Genomic DNA, 18,657 nt, shown 5'->3' with positions numbered 1-18,657 from the left:
TCGGCCCGGCGACGGGCTAGTGTTCCGGCACCTGGAAGGACCCCGGAACACGACGACGTGCGGAGGACCTCATGAACCCCGATCCCATCTCGCTCTCCCTGGGCAGTCTCACCACGGTGGGGGTGATCGTGGTGATCGCCCTGATCGCGATCGCGATGGCGCTGCGCTTCCGCGCCGAGGTGCTGCGGGCCCGCACCGGCACCGACGCGATGGACGAGGTCGCCGGCGCCGTGCAGGAGGGGGCGGCCGCCTACCTGCGCCGCCAGCTGCGCACGCTCGGCGTCTTCGCCGTGATCGCCTTCCTGCTGCTGCTCCTCCTGCCCACCCACGGCGTCGAGGGGACCGAGGGGATGCTGCTGCGCGGCGCCCGCTCGGTCGCCTTCCTCGTCGGCGCCGCGTTCTCGGGTCTGATCGGCTACCTGGGCATGTGGCTCGCGGTGCGCGCGAACGTGCGCGTCGCCGCCGCCGCGCACGAGGCCGGACGCGATCCCGCGATGCTGATCGCGGTGCGCACCGGCGCCTGCGTCGGCATGGCGACGATCGGCTTCGGCCTCCTCGGCGCCGGGGCCGTGGTGCTGATCTTCCGTGGGGACGCCGCGCTCGTGCTCGAGGGCTTCGGCTTCGGCGCCGCGATGGTCGCGATGTTCATGCGCGTCGGCGGCGGCATCTTCACCAAGGCGGCCGACGTCGGCGCCGACCTCGTGGGCAAGGTCGAGCAGAACATCCCCGAGGACGACCCCCGCAACGCCGCGACCATCGCCGACAACGTGGGCGACAACGTCGGCGACTGCGCCGGCATGGCCGCGGACCTCTTCGAGTCCTACGCCGTCACGCTCGTCGCCGCGCTGATCCTGGGCCGGGCCGCGCTCGGCGAGGCCGGGATGGTCTTCCCCCTGATCGTCCCCGCGATCGGCGTGATCACCGCGCTGATCGGCATCTACCTCACCACGCCGAAGAAGGGCCAGAGCGCGCTGACCACCATCCGCCGCTCCTTCCTGCTCTCCGCGATCGTCTCCGCCGTGCTGTGCACGATCGCGGCCTTCGTGCACCTGCCCGCGAGCTTCTCCGCCCTCGGCATCGAGGACGCCTCCGCCGCGATCGACGACCCGCGGATCGTCGCCGCCGGCGCCGTCGTGATCGGCATCGTCCTAGGCATCGCGATCCTCTATCTCACCGGCTACTACACCTCGACCGAGGACCGGCCCGTGCGGCAGGTCGCCGCGACCTCCCGCACCGGCGCCGCGACCGTCGTGCTCTCCGGCTTCTCGCTGGGACTGGAGTCCGCGGTGTTCACGGCGCTGGTGATCGCCGCGGCGGTGTTCGGGGCGTTCCTGCTCGGCGGCGCCGGTGTGACCGGCCTGTTCGCGATCGCGCTCGCCGGCTGCGGGCTGCTCACCACCGTCGGCGTGATCGTCGCGATGGACACCTTCGGCCCGGTCACCGACAACGCCCAGGGCATCGCCGAGATGTCCGGGGACGTGGACGGCGAGGGCGCGCAGGTGCTCACCGAGCTCGACGCCGTCGGCAACACCACCAAGGCCATCACCAAGGGCATCGCGATCGCGACCGCCGTGCTCGCCGCGACCGCGCTGTTCGGCTCCTACACCGACGCGATCCGCGACGTGCTCGGGGACCGCTACCAGGACTTCCTCGCCCAGTCCGTCGTCTTCTCACCGCAGACCCTGGTCGGCGTGATCATCGGCGCGGCCGTCGTGTTCCTGTTCTCCGGCCTCGCCATCAGCGCGGTGGGCCGGGCCGCCGGGGCCGTGGTCTACGAGGTGCGCCGTCAGTTCCGGGACATCGCCGGGATCATGGAGGGCACAGCGAAGCCCGAGTACGGCAACGTCGTCGACATCGTCACCCGCGACTCGCTGCGGGAGCTGGCCACCCCCGGCCTGCTCGCCGTCGCCGCGCCGATCGCGGTCGGCTTCGGGCTCGGCGCCCCGGCGCTCGCCGGGTATCTCGCCGGCGCCATCGCCTCCGGTGTGCTGATGGCGATCCTGCTCGCGAACTCCGGCGGCGCCTGGGACAACGCGAAGAAGATCGTCGAGGACGGCCACCACGGCGGGAAGGGCTCCGACGCGCATGAGGCGACGATCATCGGCGACACCGTCGGCGATCCCTTCAAGGACACCGCCGGCCCGTCGATCAACCCCCTGATCAAGGTGATGAACCTGGTCGCCGTGCTGATCGCGCCCGCGGTGGTGGGGATGAGCGCGCTCAGCGGCGAGGCCGATCCGCTGCGCTACGCGATCGCCGCGGTCGCGATCATCGCGATCGCGGTGGCCGTCACCATCTCGATCCGCCGCGGTGTGGTGCTCGAGACCGAGGATGACCTCGAGGCCGTCGACGCGCAGGGCAGCTGACTCAGGCGTGGACGGGCGCCGAAGCGTCCTCCCGCGACCCCACGGTGCCGATGGACCACTGGTATCCCGGCTCGGTGCCGTTGACCTCGAAGGCGCCGATCTCGCGGGCCTTGTACACCCAGGGGTTGTGGGAGGCGACCGTGCGGGCGTTGCGCCAATGGCGATCCAGCGCCGATGTCTCGCGCACGGCCGAGGCCCCGAGCGCGTCGAACAGCCGCGTCGCCGCCTCCGGCACCAAGCGGGAGGTGACCACCTGGGCCCGGGCAGAGGCGAGCTCCGCCGTCACCAGCGCGGAGCGCTCCTCCTCGCCGCCGGCACCCGCCGCGCGGGCGGCCTCCTCGATCGCCTCCGCCACCTGGCCCGCCAGCGCCTCCGCGGTCGCGGCGACCGCGGAGATCTCGCCGAGCACCTGCAGGATCTGCGGATCCTCCCGCACCCGGTCGGCGTTGCCATGGCTGTAGGTGCGGGTGCGGGCCGCGACCGCCGCCGTGGCGTCCTCGCGCACTGCCGCGGCGATCCCGGCGTGCACGGCGATCAGCACCAGCTGGTACACGGCGGTCTGGTAGCCGAACCGGTCCTCGAAGGGGATGACGTCCCTGGCGTCGAGCCGCGCGCGGTCGTAGGCGATCGTGCCGGTCCCGGTGAGCTTCTGCCCGAACCCGTCCCAGTCGTCGCTGCGCGTGACCGCGGCCTGGACCAACGGCACCACGGCGATGTGCTGGGACCCGTCGGCCGCCTCGACCAGGGTGTCCGAGTAGTCGGCGAAGTAGGAGCCGGTGGTGTAGAACTTCCGGCCCGTCACCTCGGCGTGCTCGCCCTCGACCGCGACCTTCGTGCCCTGGGAGCCTCGCTCCACGGAGCCGATCTCCGACCAGGCGTTCCCGATCACCGCCCCGTCGGCGATCCGTCGCAGCCATCGCTGCCGGAACTCGGCGTGCGGTGTGATCAGGAGGTCCTCGACGAAGGCGATGTGCCCGCGCCAGATCTGGGGGAGGTTCGCATCGGCGGCGGCCAGGTCCACCAGCAGCGAGGTCAGCTGCCCGAAGGTGGCACCCAAGCCACCCGCCTCGACCGGCAGGCGCACGGTCCCGAAGCCGGCCTCGGCCAGGGCGCGCACGGCGCCGTGGGGCAGGGTGCGCTCGCGCTCCCGGTCCAGGGTCCCCTGGGCGATGGTCTCGATGACGGGGGCGAAGCGGGCGCGGAGCTCGGTCAGCGTGGTCATAGGTGTCCTTTCCTCGGTACTCACGGATGGTGATGGTCGACCATAGGGTCCCGTGCACCGCCGGGGCCAGGGTGCTGACCCATGCCGTCACACGGCGTTGCGGAGCAGCCGCTCGGGCAGGTGCGAGAATGCCGGGATGACCGCCACCCTCGTCGCCCATGACCTCGCCGGAGGGTACGGCCACCGCATCCTCTTCGACGGCCTCGACCTCACCGTCGCCCCCGGGGACGTGATCGGCGTGGTCGGCGCGAACGGCGCCGGGAAATCGACGCTGCTGCGCCTGCTCGCAGGAGCCGCCGCCCCTCAGCAGGGCGGCCTGACGCTCTCCCCGTCGGACGCCTTCGTGGGCTGGCTCCCGCAGGAACACGAGCGGACCCCCGGGGAGAGCGTCGCCGGGTACGTCGCCCGACGCACCGGCTGCGCTCGGGCCACCGCCGACCTGGATGCCGCCGCCACCGCCCTCGAGCACGACGCCCCGCCCGGCGGCCCCGAGCCGGCCGACGTCTACGCCGCGGCGCTGGAGCGGTGGCTCGCCAGCGGCGCGGCCGACCTCGAGGAGCGCCTGCCCGTCGTGCTCGCCGATCTCGGCCTGCCGATCGGCCCGGGGGAGGCGGAGCAGACGGCGATGACCTCCCTCTCCGGCGGCCAGGCCGCCCGGGTGGGTCTCGCCGCGCTGCTGCTCTCCCGCTTCGACCTGGTGCTGCTGGACGAGCCCACCAACGACCTCGACCTCGACGGCCTCGCCCGGCTCGAGGCCTTCGTCCAAGGCCTCCGCGGCGGGGTGGTGCTGGTCAGCCATGACCGCGAGTTCCTCGCCCGCTGCGTCACCGAGGTGCTCGAGCTCGACCTCGCCCAGCACTCCCACCGTCTCTTCGGCGGCGGCTACGAGGCCTATCTCGAGGAGCGCTCCACGGTGCGACGCCATGCCCGCGAGCACTACGAGGAGTTCGCGCAGAAGAAGGCCGACCTCGTCGACCGCGCCCGCACCCAGCGCGAATGGTCCAGCCAGGGCGTCCGCAACGCGATGCGCAAGGCGCCTGACAACGACCGGATCCGCCGACGTGCCCAGACCGAGTCCAGCGAGAAGCAGGCGCGGAAGGTGCGGCAGATGGAGAGCCGGATCGCGCGGCTCGAGGAGGTGGAGGAGCCGCGCAAGGAGTGGCAGCTCCAGTTCACGATCGGGGCCGCCCCTCGCTCCGGCAGCGTCGTCGCCACCCTCGCGGGCGCCGCGGTGCACCGGGGCGCCTTCACGTTGGGGCCGCTCTCCCTCCAGGTCGACGCCGGCGACCGCATCGGCATCACCGGCCCGAACGGCGCCGGGAAGTCGACCCTGCTGCAGCTGCTGCTGGGCAGGATCGAGGCCGACGAGGGCTCGGCCTCGCTCGGCGCGAACGTGCTGCTCGGCGAGATCGACCAGGCGCGCTCCCTGCTGGCCGACGAGGCGCCGCTGGCCGACGCGGCCGGGGCGCTGCTGCCGGAGATGACCCCGGCGGACGTGCGCACCCTGCTGGCGAAGTTCGGCCTGCGCGCGGACCACGTGGGCCGGCCCTGCGCCGAGCTGTCCCCGGGCGAGCGGACCCGTGCGGCGCTCGCCCTGCTCCAGGCGCGCGGCGTGAACCTGCTGGTGCTCGACGAGCCGACCAACCACCTCGATCTGCCCGCCATCGAGCAGCTCGAGCAGGCGCTCGAGAGCTACACGGGCACGCTGCTGCTGGTCACGCACGACCGGCGCATGCTCGAGACCGTGCGCATCGACCGGCGGTGGCAGGTGGAGGACGGCGAGGTCGCCGAGCTCTGAGGCCTCGGCGTGACCGTCAGCCCGCGAGCGGGCAGGGCTCGAGCACGTCCAGCGCGATCCGCGCAGCCTCCTCGGGGGAGGAGGCCTCGTGCAGCACCGGATCGGCGGCGCCCGCGACACCCACCAGCCAGGTCGCCCCGTCCTCCTCGTCGAGCCGGGCCACGATCACCGCACCGCGCTCCACGCGCGGGATCCGCAGCAGCGGACGCTCCGGGTCCAGGTGCAGGACGCCGTCGAGCTCGGGACGCTCCGCGAGGAGGGCGCGGCGGATCTGCTCGCGCTCGAGCCAGTCGCCGAAGGCGACCGCGAGGTCGTGGGTGAACTGCATGGAGGGTCCTTCCTCGGAAGCCAGGATCCGCTCGGGCGCTCAGGGCCCGACGGGGAACAGCGCGACCGCCCGGAATGCGGTCTCACGGCGATTGTTGGACAGCGGTCCGACAAATGGGAGTGACTGAGGCGTACTCCTCACAGGAATCCGACGGTCTGAGGCACGTCTCACGTGCCCCGGGGTCAGCCTCGGGGCTCAGCAGGCGATGTCGCCCTCGACGAGCCCCTTGAAGCGGCTGCGGTGGAACACCATCGCCTCGGCGGCCGGTGAGCTGTCGATCGCGAGGACCTCGAGCAGCGCGAGGTCGTGGTCGCCCGCGCGCACCTCGTCGTGGACCCGAACCGTCATCCAGGCGGGAGCGCCCTGCAGCACCAGCGCGCCGTGCTCGTCGGCCTCCACGTCCAGGCCCTCGAAGCGGCGCTCCCGGTCCGGACCCGCGAGCTGGCGGGTCACGCCGCGCTGGCGATCGCCGAGCACCGTGACCCCGAGATGTCCGTGCTCGCGCAGCAGCGGCCAGGTGCGCGAGCTGTGCTGCACCGCGACGGAGACCAGGGGCGGCTCGAGGGAGACCCCGACCGTGAAGGTCGAGGCGACGAGTCCGTGGCGCACGCCGTCGATCTCGGCGGCGACCAGCACCACTCCCTGCGGGAAGTGGGAGAAGGCCTCACGGAGCGCGGAATCGGTCAGCATGCTCCTGACTCTAGGACGCGTGCCGCGCCCGCGCACGGTCGGGCCCACGTCCTGGGACCCGACCGTCATGCGGCGTCATAGTGGCAGGTCAGCGAGGTGGGTCAGCCCTCCGTCGTCACCTAGCCCATCGCGCTGGTCCGGAAGCTCGCCCCCTCGGGATCCGCGATCGTCGTGATCCGTCCGAAGGGCGAGTCGACCGGGCCGTCGAGCACGCTCCCGCCGAGCTCCCGCACGCTCGCGAGCGCCTGCTCGGTGCTCTCGACGCCGAAGTGGACGCGCCATCCCATGGCGTCCTCGGGCATCATCCCCGCCGCATCGCACAGGCCCCAGCTCGCACTCTCGCCGGGTCCGTTCGTCGCGTAGCGGACGTCGTCCCCGCCCTCGTCCATCCCCTCGCCCATCGGCACCAGCTCCGCGTCGAACACCGCGGTGTAGAAGGCGGCGGCGTCGTAGCGGTGGGTCATCAGCTCGAATCAGACGGGGGAACCGGGCCTCCCGGTGAACTCGTAGCCATCCAGCGTCCCGGCCTGCCACAGGCCGATGCCGGCGCCGGTGGGGTCCTGGATGATCGCCATCCTGCCCGTCTCGCTGATCGCGTCGGGTGGGACGATGACGGCGGCGCCGGCCCTCTGCGCCCTCGCGGTGCGGGCGTCGGCGTCGTCGACGGAGAGATAGACGCCCCACTCGGGCGGCAGGGCGTCACCCGCCGGCCCGGTCATCCCCGCGACGTTCATCAGCCCGCCCACGAGAGCGCCGCCGCTGCGGATCAGGTGGTCGTGGCCGAAGCCCTCGCCGAGGTCCTCGAACTGCCAGCCGAACACGCCGCCGTAGAACTGCACGGCCCGAGCGGTGTCGGTGGTGGAGAGGTCGAGCCAGGCGCTGGTGCCGGTGCTGCGGGTCGTGGTTGCTCTTGTGGTCGTGGTCCTTGCGGCGGGTGCGGCCGGGGCTCCCACGCTAGGGCGGCCGCGGCGCGCAGATGCGTCCGATCGTGCGCGCTCCCGGGGCGGCGGCGCAGCCTGCGCCGTCGACGCGCCGACGAGCCGACAGGTCGACGAGCTGATAGGGCGGCGGGTCCAGGGGGCAGCGGGGACGACGAGCCGGCAGGCGGCAGTGCAGCGGGTGCTCGAGGTCAGGCCCGGCGCAGCGCCGGCAGAGCGGACAGCATCGGCACGCTCCCGCCCGCCGCCGAGGTCCCGAAGCGGAGCGTCACCTCCCCGGGGCCGATCAGCGGCGCAGGGTGCGCCGCGACCATCGGCGCCCGCGGCGCGAGCAGGTCCAGCGGATCGGCGTGCGGCCGCACCGCGAAGGCGAGCAGGAAGGGGGCGCCCGCGCACAGGGGGAGGTCGACGTGGTCGACGCCCGTGACGAGCACGCCCGAGGCCGGCAGGCCGATCGGCGCAGGCTGCGGGTACCAGCCCACCCAGATCGAGGGGTCGCCGCGCCGGTCCGCGCCCTCGGGGAGCTCCAGCACCGCCCGCACGGCCCGGTCGCCCAGCGGGTGCGGGCGCAGCATCGTGAAGGGGTGCGGGGGAGCATCGGCGACCGTCTGCGCGAGGCGGCGCAGCTGTCCCGGGGTGACACCGACGGTGCTGCGGAAGCGGCGGCCGAAGCTCGACAGGGAGTCGAAGCCCACCTCGCAGGCCACGTCGATGACCGCGGCGTCGCCCGCCAGCAGCAGTTCCTTCGCCCGCCCGACGCGCAGGGCGATCAGGTACTGGCCGGGGCCGATCCCTAGCTGCGCGCTGAACAGGCGCGAGAAGTGGAAGGGGCTGTAGCCGGCCGCGTCGGCGAGATCGGCGACCCGCAGCGAGGGCGCACGATCCCGGGCGAGATCCACCACGGAGGCCAGCGCGGTCTCCGGCAGGGGCGTCGTGAGCGGCGTCACACGCGACAGTCTAGGGCGGCGGCCCGTCGGACGGCCTGGCCGACGGGAGCTCGTCCATCGGGCCTGCCGCGACGCGGCGGGTCGGGGAAGCGGCGACCTCGGCGGCCGGGCATGCGGCGACCCCGCCGACCGGGACGGGTCGACGGGGTCGCGGGGGAGGGGCGCGCCGAGCGGCGGACCGGAGGTGCCGGGATCAGCTCTCGGGGTCGACGACCTCGGCCGGCTTCGAGTTGCGCAGGAAGAGCGCCCCGACGAGGCCCAGCGCGGCGATCCCGGCGGAGACGTCGAACGCGACGTTGACGCCGTGGATCTGGCCCTCGACCCCGTGCTCGGCCGGGTCCAGTGCGGCGACCGTCATCACGGTGACCAGCACGGCGGTGCCGACCGAGGCGGCGATCTGGCGCAGGGTGTTGTTCACGGCGGCGCCGTGCGGGATCAGGCGCTGCGGCAGCTGGTTCAGCGCCGCCGTGGTGACCGGCATGATCACCATCGCGGTGCCCAGCATCCGCACCGCGTTGACGATCGCGATGTAGGCGAAGGAGGTCTCCGGGGTGAGCCGTGCCAGCAGCAGGCTCATCGACGCCAGCAGCGCGAAGCCGACGATCGCGAGCACCCGGGCGCCGAAGCGGTCGAAGATCCGGCCCGTCACCGGGGACATGACGCCCATGATGACCGCGCCCGGCAGCAGCACCATCCCCGACTCCATCGCGGAGAAGTCGCTCATGTTCTGCATGAACAGCGGGATCATCAGCATGCCGCCGATCATCGCCATGAACACCAGCATGCCCAGCACGGTGCCGAGGGTGAACATCGGGTTGCGCAGGATCCGCAGCTGCAGCAGCGGCTCCTCGATCCGCAGCTGGCGCCGCACGAACCACGCCAGCGCGACCACGCCGACGGCCAGCGGCGCGATCACCTGCGCGCTCGCCCAGCCGGAGGTGCCCGCCGTGGAGAAGCCGAACAGCAGGCCGCCGAAGCCGAAGGTCGACAGGATCAGGGAGGGCATGTCGAGACGGGGATCCGTCTGCTCGGTGACGTTGCGCAGCGTCAGATGGGCGAAGACCAGCGCGCCGAGCGTGATCGGCAGCATCATCACGAACAGCACCCGCCAGGACCAGTGGTCCACGATGAAGCCCGACAGGGTCGGGCCGATCGCCGGGGCGAAGGAGATCACGAGGCCGAAGGTGCCCATCGCCGTGCCGCGGCGGTGGATCGGGAAGATCGCGAAGAGGATCGTCTGCATCAGCGGCATGATCATGCCGCCGCTGGCGGCCTGCACCACGCGGCCCGCCAGGAGCACCGCGTACACCGGCGCGACCGCGCAGATGAGCGTGCCCAGCGCGAAGATCCCCATCGCCGCGAAGAACATCGTGCGGGTGGAGAACTTCTGGATCAGGAACGCCGTCGCGGGGATCATGATCCCGTTGACCAGCATGAACAGCGTGGTCACCCACTGGGCTGCATTCGCGGTGATGCCGAAGTCCGCCATGAACGCCGGCAGCGCCGTGTTCAGCAGCGTCTGGTTCAGGATGATGACGAAGGCGCCGGCGAGCAGCACCGCCATCACGATGTTCGGGTTCACCTGCAGCGGGGCCGGGCCCCCGGAGCCTGCCGTCCTGCTGTTCGTCTCGCCGCTCACGGCGGGCACCTCTCTCGTCTGGATCGCCACCTGGCCCCTCTCTGCTCGTCCCCGCTCGACGCGGTCGGCGGTCGCGGCCGCCTCCAGCACAGTAGGTCGAAAGTTGCACTGAGTGCAAGGTCAGGGGAGGGAGGTGCATGCCTCATCCGGCCACGCTCATCGCTCGCTGGAGCGGTGGCCGCCGCGGCCGGAGGACCGACGTGGAGGCGATTCGAGTGACATCGCGTCCCGCCCCGCCAGGAGCGTGTGAAGCGGCCCGGCTGGGCGATGACCGGGGGTGAGGGGTGACGGGCGGGAGCATTCGGCAGGACGACGCGGCGGGGGCGCCCACCGCTCGGTGGACGCCCCCGCGTCGGGCCGTCGTGGCGACGGGCGAGCCTGCCCGAAGGGCAGGGCCTGCCGCTCCGCCGGCAGCTCCCGCTGCCGTCAGTCGACGGTGATCTCGCCCATCGGGCCCCAGCCGTCGCTGTCGATCTGGTGGGAGATGATCTGCGGCGTCGCCGTGAGGTACTGCGGGAACTCCTCCTGCATCTTCTTGAAGTGCGGGGAGTCCACGTGCGGGCCGGCGCCCTCGTCGGTGAACGCCTCGATGAGCACGTAGGTGCTGGGCTCCTTGACGCTGCGCGACCACTCGAACCACAGGTTGCCCGGCTCGGCGAGCGTGTTCTCGGTGAACTCGCTCGCGATCTCGGGCCAGCGGTCGGCGAACTCGGGCTTCACAGGGAACTTCACGTTGATGAGGATCATCGTCGGGTCCTTTCTGAGAGGTGACGGGACCAGCCTGCCGGATCCGGCACGCGCAGGGAACCTCGATTCTCGCAGGGCAAGAAGCAGAGCTCGGGCACAATGGTCGCCGGAAGGAGGACGACGATGACCTCGAACGACACAGGCCGAGCGGCCCAGGACCAGGGCGGCCAGGTCGCCCGGGCGATCGCGGTGCTGGAGGCGGTGGCGGAGCACGGCAGCAGCACCGCGCGCAGGATCTCCGAGGCGACCTCGATCCCGCTGCCCACGGTGTATCGGATCGCGCAGGAGCTGATCCGCTCCGAGTACCTCGTGCACCTGCGCGCGGAGAAGCGCTTCGCACTGGGCTACAAGCTGCACCGACTGGCCGTCGGCCTCCATGACGATCTCGGCATCCCGCGCTCCGTGCGCGAGGAGGTCCACGCCATGCATCGTGACCTGGGCATGGCCGCCTATCTCGCGATCCACCGCGGCACCGACTTCGTCGTCGTGCACGTCTCCGACTCGCCGCAGGCTCCGCGGCTGTCCCCGCTCGGCTTCGGCTTCCACGAGAGCCCGCACGCGACCGCCTTCGGGAAGGCGGGGCTCGCCTCCCTCGCTCCCGGCGAGCAGGAGGAGTACCTGGCAGGGTCGCTGCGTGCCCACACCGACCGCACCCTCGTCGACCCGGGGGAGCTGCGCCGTCAGCTCGCCGAGATCGCCGAGCGCGGCATCGCCTGGGAGCACCAGGAGTTCGTGCCCGGCTCCAGCTGCCTCGCCGCGACGATCAAGGCCGACGACGGGATGCTGCTGGGCACCGTCGCGGTCTCCGCCCCGGTCGCCGCCTACGAGGGGCGTCTCCGCCATGTCGAGGACCGGGTGCGGGCCTGTGCCTCCCGCGCCGGGCGCGCCTATCGTCTGGGCGCGCAGGCCCACTGACCGCGGCACCCGTCGGCGTTCTCGCCCGGTGATAACGGCGCTGTGCGCTCGCCGCAGCCCCTGCCTATCGTGTGCCTCAGGTCACTGACGAAGATGCAGTGGGAAGGAGACGCCATGAGCGCACCGGACGGCGACGAGGCCGTGAACGAGATCGAAGGGACCGACGAGGCGGAGGCGACGCTCACCGCCCTGATCAAAGCCGCGTTCCCGCACGAGCGCGTGCCGGACTCGGCCTACCGGCGGGCCGCGGACACCGTCCGCTGCGCGGCGGAGGAGAGCGCGTGGATGCGGGTCAAGCTCGCCCACGGCCTCGACTCCCTCGAGGCCCTCGCGGACGGCCGCTTCACCGAGCTCAGCCCCGAGGAGGCGCTGCCGCTGCTGCTGCGCATCCAGCACACGACCTTCTTCGGCTTCGTGCGGCAGACCGTGGTGGTCAGCCTCTACGAGGACGAGGAGGTCTGGGAGGTGATCGGCTACGAGGGCCCCTCCTTCGAGAAGGGCGGCTACCTCCACCGCGGATTCGACGATCTGGACTGGCTGCCGGATCCGCGGATCGAGGAGTACGACGGGGAGCCGCTGGTGGAGGTCGTCTCCGATCTCCCCCGCGGGGCGACCACGAAGAGCGTCCGGGGCGCCGCCGTCCCGGCAGGACAGAGCAGGGCACGCGCCGGACGCACCGGCCGCGGGACGAAGGGGCAGGCATGAGCACGATCGATCACTCCACCGAGGCCGTCGTCATCATCGGCTCGGGCGCCGGCGGTGGCACCCTCGCCTACGAGCTGACCAGGGCGGGCATCGAGTGCGTGCTGCTCGAGGCCGGCCCGTACCTGCGCGGCGAGGACTACATGAACCTCGAATGGGCCGCCTTCGACCAGATGGCGTGGGCCGACACCCGCACCACCTCCGGCAGCTGGCGCATCGCGAAGGACTTCCCGAACCTGCCGGCCTGGATCGTCAAGGCCGTCGGCGGCACCACCACCCACTGGTCCGGGGCGACCCCGCGCTTCAAACCGCACGAGTTCCGCACCCGCAGCACCTACGGCCGAGTCGACGGCGCGAGCCTGATGGACTGGCCGCTGACCTACGAGGAGCTCGAGCCGTACTACACCCGCGCCGAGGACGCGATCGGCTCCACCCACCGCGGAGGCCGACCGCCTCTGCCGGCGAACAACAACTACAAGGTCCTCGCCGCCGGCGCCGAGAAGCTCGGCTACCGCCACTACGCCACCGGCCCCTACGGCACCAACGCCGAGCCCTATGACGGCCGTCCCGCCTCGGTCCAGGACGGCTTCAACTTCCAGGGCGACAAGAGCGGCGCGAAGTGGTCGACGATGGTGCGCGAGATCCCTCTCGCCCTCGCCACGGGGAAGCTCGACCTGCGGCCCGACTCCCACGTCGCGCAGATCCTTCACGACCGGACGGGACGGGCCGACGCGGTGCTCTACCTCGACGCCGAGGGGAACCTGCACCGCCAGGCCGCGAAGCTCGTGTGCGTCGCCGGCAACGCGATCGAGACGCCGCGCCTTCTGCACCTGAGCTCCTCGTCGCTGTTCCCCGACGGGCTCGCGAACTCCTCCGGCCTCGTGGGCCGCAACTACATGCGCCACATGACCGGCAGCGTGTACGCGCAGTTCGACAAGCCGGTGCACATGTACCGCGGCGAGACGATGGCCGGGAACATCAGCGACGAGTCGGTGCACGATCCCTCCCGCGGTTTCGCGGGCGGCTACTACATCCAGACCATCTCTCTCGGGCCCGCCTTCCTGGCGACCTTCGCCGAGCCCGGCTCCTGGGGGCCGAGCTTCACGCGTCTGCTGGACGCCTACGAGAACACCGCCGGCTGCTGGCTGGTGGGGGAGGACATGCCCCAGGAGTCCAACGCCGTCACGCTCGACCCCACCGTCACGGACCAGCACGGACTGCCGGTCGCGAGCGTCCACTTCGACGACCATCCCAACGACCTCTCCATGCGCGAGCACGCCTACGGCAGGGCCGAGGCGCTGTACGAGGCCGTCGGCGCGGTGGGCACGCACCGCACCCCGCCGTACCCCTCGACCCACAACCTGGGCACGTGCCGCATGAGCGAGCGGCCGGAGGACGGGGTCGTGGACCGCTTCGGTCGGGCGCACGACGTGCCGAACCTGTTCGTCTCGGACGGCTCGCAGTTCACCACCGGCGCCGCGGCGAACCCGACGCTGACGATCGTGGCGCTCGCGATCCGTCAGGCCGAGCACATCGCCGAGTCGCTCCGCGCCGGCACCGTCTGATACGGAGCAGGGGCAGGGGCCGGGCGGGACGAGGAGCGAGGTGGGGCTGCCCCGCCGTGCTCCTCGTCCCGCCGCGCCCCTCAGAGAGACCGAGTGGCAGATCTCGGCCGGTATCAGTCATGAATACCGGCCGAGATCTGCCACTCGCTGTTCGTGCCGCCGCCGGGCCGGCGATCGGCCGGCCCAGTGGGGTGCGGTGCGGCGCAGGGGCCCGGACCGCGGGACGGGGCCTGCGCCGGTCCGCCGGGAGTGCGGGCGGCGCCGGGGACGGTCGGCCCGGCGAGGGGTCAGACGTTGATCGTGACGTCCCCTGACTCGCGCAGCTTCCCGGCGATCTCGGTGGCGGCCTCGTTCTGCTGCTGCATGGTGGCCTGTTGGGCGAGCTGGTCCTTCATCTCCTCGAAGGAGGGGACCTCCTCGGCGGAGCCGCCGGCGGCGGACTGCTGCTCGACCATCGCGTCGTACTGGGCCTTCAGCTCCTCGTCGCTCGGCTCGGCGATGTCGGCCTCCTGCTCGATGTAGGTCGTGATCGCGAACTGCGAGGCGGCGTCCTGGCGGACCTGCTCCGCGGAGATGCCCTGCTGCTCGAGGGCGCTGACCACCTCGTCACCCGAGCCCAGACCGCTCTGCTTCGCGATCTCGTCGAGGGTCGTGTCGATGTCCTTGTCGGTGGCCTTGATGCCCGCGTCCTCGGCCCCCTGGCGCAGCAGCTCGTTGTTCACGAGCTGCTCGGCGACCTGGGTCTTCAGCTGCTCCTCATCGGGCGCCTGCCCGCCGGCCTGCTGCTGCATCGCCATCTGCTGGTACTGGGACTGGTAGGTCTGGACGAAGTCGTCCTTGGTGATCTCCGTGCCGTTGACGGTCGCGACGATCTCTGGCACGTCGGAGACGTCGGCCTCCTGGGGCTGCTGGGCCTGCGGGTCGCCGGCCGCGCCGCCACCGTCGGAGGCGGCCGGTGCCGCCTGCCCGCCGCCGTCGGAGGCCTGCGAGGGATCGTCCTGCCCGCCGCTGCACGCGGCGGTCAGGCCGAGCGCGGCGGTGAGCGTGAGCGCGGCGAGGGTGCGCCGCAGGGCTGAGGTGCTTCGGACCTTCACTGTGCCTCCTGGGATCGTTGGCCCGGGCGACGGTACGCCCCGAACCCTGGTGCCGCGTTCCGGAACCGCCCAGGAAGCCGGTCACAGCGCCGACGGCGTGGGACGAATCACGAAATGGTAACGGTGTGGGTCGTGTGCGAGGTGCTGTGCCCCGGGGGAGCGCGCTGTCCGACGGTCGGGGCACGAGGACGCGCTCCCGCTGCGCGGTGCGCCGACACGGGACGAGCCCGCCCGTCGCCGGGCGCCGCGCGACGCGACAGTGGCCCGGACGCCTCTCGGCGTCCGGACCCCTGCGGGCGGGTCATCACTCGAGGTGCTCGAGTGCGTAGACCGTCATCGCGTCGCGGACGTGCTCGGCGAAGGGCCGGCCGTCGACCGTGAAGGTCGCCCCGAAGCGGGGATCGGCGACGTACATGTCGCCGATGCCGACGAAGGCCTCGGCACCGGGCCGCTTCCCGCCCCAGCCCGCGCTGATCCAGGTGTACAGCCGGGCCGTCAGGGCCTGGACCTCCTCGTGCTCCGCGGGCAGCTCGCGCGCCGAGGTGTCGGCGAAGCCGGCGACCAGGGCGTCGACCTCCTCGCGGAAGCCCTCCTTCTCGGCGTTGCTCAACGAGCGCCACCACAGGTCGGAATCGGCGTAGGCCTGCTCGCCCCACCTCTCCTCGACCTCCTCGCGGTGCTGCGTGTGGTCGAATCCGTCGAACATCGTGTCCGTCATGAGCTCTCCTCCTGTCTCGAGAATCCGGATCGTGGACTGCACCGAGGCGACGATGCGGGACAGGCGCTCCTGCTCCCGCTCGAGCTGCGCGGCATGCGCCCGCAGCGCGGAGACCGTCTCGACCTGCTCGTCGAGCACGCGGCCGATCTCGGGCAGCCCGAGCCCCAGCTCGCGCAGGACGAGGATCCGCTGCAGACTCAGCAGGGCCGCGCCGTCGTAGAACCTCTGCCCGCCGTGACCGGTGCGGCTCGGGGCGAGCAGCCCCACCTGCTGGTAATGGCGCAGGGTGCGGCTGGTGACGCCGGTGCTGCGGACGATCTCCTGGATCGACCACTCCCGGGCCGGGTGCCGTGGCGACTCCATGGCTCCTCCTCTCGACGGTCTCCTTCGGTGCGATCACGATCATTCCCCTTGACGTCGCGTCAAGTGCAAGGGGGCGGAAGAAGAATCTTCGCCGGGGCCGCGACGCGGACCGGGCGAAGAGGTGGACCTGGGCCGGGGGAGGGACCTGGGCCGGGGGAGGGACCCGGGTCGACGGCGGAACCCGGGCCGTGCGAGAGGGCCGGGGCGAGCCCCGCGGGGACGACGACGCCCGCCGGACCGTGCGGGGCACGGACGGCGGGCGTCGTGGGGGAGGCGTCTGAAGAAAGGGGACCCAAGTGGCACGCCAAGGAGCTCATCGCCGCGGCGTGCCGCCTGAGTCCCGATTGTGAAGGCGGGCCCACGTCATTCAGCTGGGTCCGGGGCGTGCGCGTCAGGCCGGAGCGACGAGTCGCCCGGCGGGCGACCGTCGCTCAGTAGCCGATGGACCTCAGGTACTCGCGGGACTCGCGGATGCAGTCGATCGGATCGCGGCCGTAGGTGTCGTCCTGCTCGATGAGGAAGTACTCGGCGCCGGCCTTCTCCGCCGCGGGCAGCAGCGCGGGCCAGTTCATGTTTCCCTGGCCCACCTCGGCGAACTGTCCGAGGGAGAGGAAGGTCCCGTAGAACTCCTTCATGTCCATCTCGCCGGCGTCGAAGCGCTTCACGGCGTCCTCGGGCATGGGCGCGACGCGGAAGTCCTTGACGTGGATGAGCTTGCAGGCGCCGGTGTAGGCCTCGAGCATGTCCAGCGGAGCCATGCCGCCGCGCTGGACCCAGTGCAGGTCCACCTCGAACAGCAGCGAGGGGGCGACGCGGCGCACGATGTCGAAGATCCGCTCGCCGTCGAACTGGATGAGGTCCACGTGGTGGTTGTGGTAGCAGAGCGTGATGCCCTTCTCCGCGAGACGTGCCGCGTAGGGCTCGACGGAGGCCGCCCAGTCCTCGGCCGCCTTCTTCGAGGTCATCGCCGAGAACGGCATCATGCCGATGCGCAGGAAGCGCGCTCCGGTCTTCTCGCACGCCTCGACGGCGCGGTCGAACTCGGTCTCGAGAGCGAAGCCGTTGCCGCCCGGGGCGATCGAGACGCTCATCGCGGCGGTCTCGACGCCGAAGTCAGCCTTGCCGCGCACGAGGTCGTCGATGAGCTCGTCGGTCATCTCCACCTGGGAGACCTCGACGGCGTCGATGTCGAGCTCGCGCACCTGGCGCAGGACCTCGTACATCCCCTTCTCGGTGATCTGGTCCTTGAGCATCATGAGCTGGAGTCCGAGGACGGGCATGGGTGTTCTCCTTCGAAGAGTGCGGTGGCGGTGGTGGTGCGGGCGCGGCCCGGGTCGACGGGAGGTCGGCGCCGGGCCGCAGGGAGAGCGCTCAGGAGCGGGTGGAGAACTTCCCCTCCTCCTCGATGCGCTTGTTGAGCTCGGAGAGGTACTCCTCGGCCGGGTAGTCCACGAGGTCGATCTCGCGGCCGGTCCAGGCCGACAGCTGCATGCCGGAGGCCAGGCGCACGCCGTTGATGCCCTCGGCGCCGTCGGCGATCAGCGGGGTGCCGTCGTTGACGTGCGCGGCGAAGTTGGTCAGGACGTCGATGTGCTGCTGGCCCCAGGCCGACTCGTAGGTCTTCTCCTCGACGGTGTACAGCGAGGAGGGATCCATCTCGCCGCGGAACAGCTTGGCCACGTCCTGCATGGTCATCTTGTCGCTGAGGCTGCGCTCGTCCTCCGACAGGCGGTAGACGGTGACCTTGTTCGACTTGTCGACGACGACCTTGCCCTTGTCGAAGAGCAGCTCGAGGCGGTCGGTGCCGATGATGTCGTTGGTCGAGGTCATGAAGTGGCCGGTGACGCCCTCGCCGAAGTCGACGAGCGCGTTGACCTCGTCCTCGGTGGCGATGTCGCGCTGGAAGCCGAAGGCGAGCTTCGCGAAGACCTTCTTCGGGGCGCCGGCGAGCCACTGCCACAGGTCCAGCTGGTGGGGAGCCTGGTTGACGAGGACGCCGCCGCCCTCGCCGCCCCAGGTCGCGCGCCACTCGGACTGGTCGTAGTAGCCCTGCGGGCGCCACCACGACGTGATGATCCAGGAGGTGTGGCGCAGCGCGCCGAGCTCGCCGGACTCGATCAGCGCCTTGAGGTCGGTGTAGACCGGGTTGGTGCGCTGGTTGAACATGATGGCGAAGGTGGTCTCGGGATGCTCGGCCGCGAAGGCGTTCATCTCCTCGACCTGCTTGGTGTAGACGCCCGCGGGCTTCTCGGTGAGGGTGTGGATGCCCTTGCCGATCGCGGTGATCGTCATCTCGGGGTGGAGGTAGTGCGGCACAGTGGTGACCACGGCGTCGACATCCCCGGAGTCCAGCATCGCGACGTAGTCGTCGTAGAAGGGGGTGCCGGCGTGCTTCTCGGCGGCGGCGTCCTTCTTCGCGGGATCGGTGTCGGCGATGGCGCCGAGCGTCATGCCCGCGATCTTCCCGTCGGCCAGGAGGCCGGCGTACATGCCGCCCTGGGCGCCGAATCCGATGATGCCGAGGCGGACGTTCTTCTCCGACATGGTGTCTCCGTTCTGTGGTGGTGCCACGCTCCCGGGAGGGGACGCGGATGGATCTGGTGGGACCGAGGAGCGAGGGGAGGG

Annotated in this window: 17 protein-coding genes; 5 read left to right on the top strand and 12 right to left on the bottom strand. The window is 71.7% G+C overall.

Going from position 1 to position 18,657, the window contains the following annotated elements:
- The first annotated feature begins 71 nt into the window (after window positions 1-71).
- Window positions 72-2,366: a sodium-translocating pyrophosphatase gene (locus Y09_RS14735; RefSeq protein WP_053918560.1), complete on the top strand. Its 2,295-nt coding sequence runs from the start codon at window positions 72-74 to the stop codon at window positions 2,364-2,366.
- A gap of 1 nt (window position 2,367) precedes the next feature.
- Here the strand turns inward: Y09_RS14735 and Y09_RS14730 are convergent, their stop codons facing one another.
- Entirely contained in the window at window positions 2,368-3,588 is a 1,221-nt protein-coding gene (locus Y09_RS14730; protein ID WP_053918558.1) for an acyl-CoA dehydrogenase family protein, read from the bottom strand.
- Between the two features lie 136 nt (window positions 3,589-3,724).
- On the opposite strand from Y09_RS14730, the gene Y09_RS14725 reads away from it, so the two are divergent.
- On the top strand, window positions 3,725-5,386 hold the full coding sequence (locus Y09_RS14725; protein WP_053918556.1) for an ABC-F family ATP-binding cassette domain-containing protein: 1,662 nt from the start codon (window positions 3,725-3,727) through the stop codon (window positions 5,384-5,386).
- A 16-nt stretch (window positions 5,387-5,402) separates the two neighbouring features.
- Here Y09_RS14725 and Y09_RS14720 read toward each other — a convergent pair whose 3' ends face one another.
- The 7 genes from Y09_RS14720 to Y09_RS14695 all read right to left on the bottom strand — a co-directional run bounded on the left by Y09_RS14720 (window position 5,403) and on the right by Y09_RS14695 (window position 10,675).
- Window positions 5,403-5,714 (bottom strand): hypothetical protein, encoded by a 312-nt coding sequence (locus tag Y09_RS14720; RefSeq protein ID WP_053918554.1) that lies wholly within the window; start codon window positions 5,712-5,714, stop codon window positions 5,403-5,405.
- Window positions 5,715-5,909: 195 nt separating this feature from the next.
- Complete coding sequence (locus tag Y09_RS14715) at window positions 5,910-6,404, bottom strand: flavin reductase family protein (protein WP_053918553.1); 495 nt, start codon at window positions 6,402-6,404, stop codon at window positions 5,910-5,912.
- Window positions 6,405-6,523: 119 nt separating this feature from the next.
- A complete protein-coding gene (locus Y09_RS18005) occupies window positions 6,524-6,868 on the bottom strand; it encodes a VOC family protein (protein ID WP_234695757.1) in 345 nt (114 codons plus the stop codon).
- Between the two features lie 9 nt (window positions 6,869-6,877).
- Window positions 6,878-7,357, bottom strand: a complete 480-nt coding sequence (locus Y09_RS18000; RefSeq protein ID WP_234695756.1) for a VOC family protein — start codon at window positions 7,355-7,357, stop codon at window positions 6,878-6,880.
- 176 nt (window positions 7,358-7,533) lie between these two features.
- Window positions 7,534-8,289, bottom strand: coding sequence for a helix-turn-helix transcriptional regulator (locus tag Y09_RS14705; protein WP_053918551.1), 756 nt, complete (start codon window positions 8,287-8,289; stop codon window positions 7,534-7,536).
- A gap of 193 nt (window positions 8,290-8,482) precedes the next feature.
- Window positions 8,483-9,928: an MDR family MFS transporter gene (locus Y09_RS14700; RefSeq protein WP_234695755.1), complete on the bottom strand. Its 1,446-nt coding sequence runs from the start codon at window positions 9,926-9,928 to the stop codon at window positions 8,483-8,485.
- A 426-nt stretch (window positions 9,929-10,354) separates the two neighbouring features.
- Window positions 10,355-10,675 (bottom strand): putative quinol monooxygenase, encoded by a 321-nt coding sequence (locus Y09_RS14695; protein ID WP_053918546.1) that lies wholly within the window; start codon window positions 10,673-10,675, stop codon window positions 10,355-10,357.
- 123 nt (window positions 10,676-10,798) lie between these two features.
- Between Y09_RS14695 and Y09_RS14690 the strand changes: the two genes are divergently transcribed.
- The 3 genes from Y09_RS14690 to Y09_RS14680 all read left to right on the top strand — a co-directional run bounded on the left by Y09_RS14690 (window position 10,799) and on the right by Y09_RS14680 (window position 13,857).
- Window positions 10,799-11,590: an IclR family transcriptional regulator gene (locus tag Y09_RS14690; RefSeq protein ID WP_053918545.1), complete on the top strand. Its 792-nt coding sequence runs from the start codon at window positions 10,799-10,801 to the stop codon at window positions 11,588-11,590.
- Between the two features lie 114 nt (window positions 11,591-11,704).
- Window positions 11,705-12,295, top strand: coding sequence for a hypothetical protein (locus tag Y09_RS14685; RefSeq protein WP_053918543.1), 591 nt, complete (start codon window positions 11,705-11,707; stop codon window positions 12,293-12,295).
- Window positions 12,292-13,857: a GMC family oxidoreductase gene (locus Y09_RS14680; RefSeq protein WP_053918541.1), complete on the top strand. Its 1,566-nt coding sequence runs from the start codon at window positions 12,292-12,294 to the stop codon at window positions 13,855-13,857. Before Y09_RS14685 ends, Y09_RS14680 begins: the two co-directional genes overlap by 4 nt.
- A gap of 287 nt (window positions 13,858-14,144) precedes the next feature.
- On the opposite strand, the gene rdfA is transcribed toward Y09_RS14680, so the two are convergent.
- From rdfA to Y09_RS14660, 4 genes are all read right to left on the bottom strand, one after another.
- Window positions 14,145-14,951, bottom strand: a complete 807-nt coding sequence (rdfA, locus tag Y09_RS14675) for a rod-determining factor RdfA (RefSeq protein WP_053918539.1) — start codon at window positions 14,949-14,951, stop codon at window positions 14,145-14,147.
- A gap of 304 nt (window positions 14,952-15,255) precedes the next feature.
- On the bottom strand, window positions 15,256-16,032 hold the full coding sequence (locus Y09_RS14670; protein ID WP_053918537.1) for a MerR family transcriptional regulator: 777 nt from the start codon (window positions 16,030-16,032) through the stop codon (window positions 15,256-15,258).
- Between the two features lie 431 nt (window positions 16,033-16,463).
- Window positions 16,464-17,312: a sugar phosphate isomerase/epimerase gene (locus tag Y09_RS14665; protein WP_053918535.1), complete on the bottom strand. Its 849-nt coding sequence runs from the start codon at window positions 17,310-17,312 to the stop codon at window positions 16,464-16,466.
- A 91-nt stretch (window positions 17,313-17,403) separates the two neighbouring features.
- Window positions 17,404-18,576, bottom strand: coding sequence for a Gfo/Idh/MocA family protein (locus Y09_RS14660; RefSeq protein ID WP_053918533.1), 1,173 nt, complete (start codon window positions 18,574-18,576; stop codon window positions 17,404-17,406).
- Window positions 18,577-18,657 lie beyond the last annotated feature (81 nt).

The organism is Brachybacterium sp. SW0106-09, assembly GCF_001293905.1.
Lineage (GTDB): Bacteria > Actinomycetota > Actinomycetes > Actinomycetales > Dermabacteraceae > Brachybacterium > Brachybacterium conglomeratum.
Note: the sequence above shows the minus strand (reverse complement) of the source record. Positions and strands in the feature narration are given on the sequence as shown.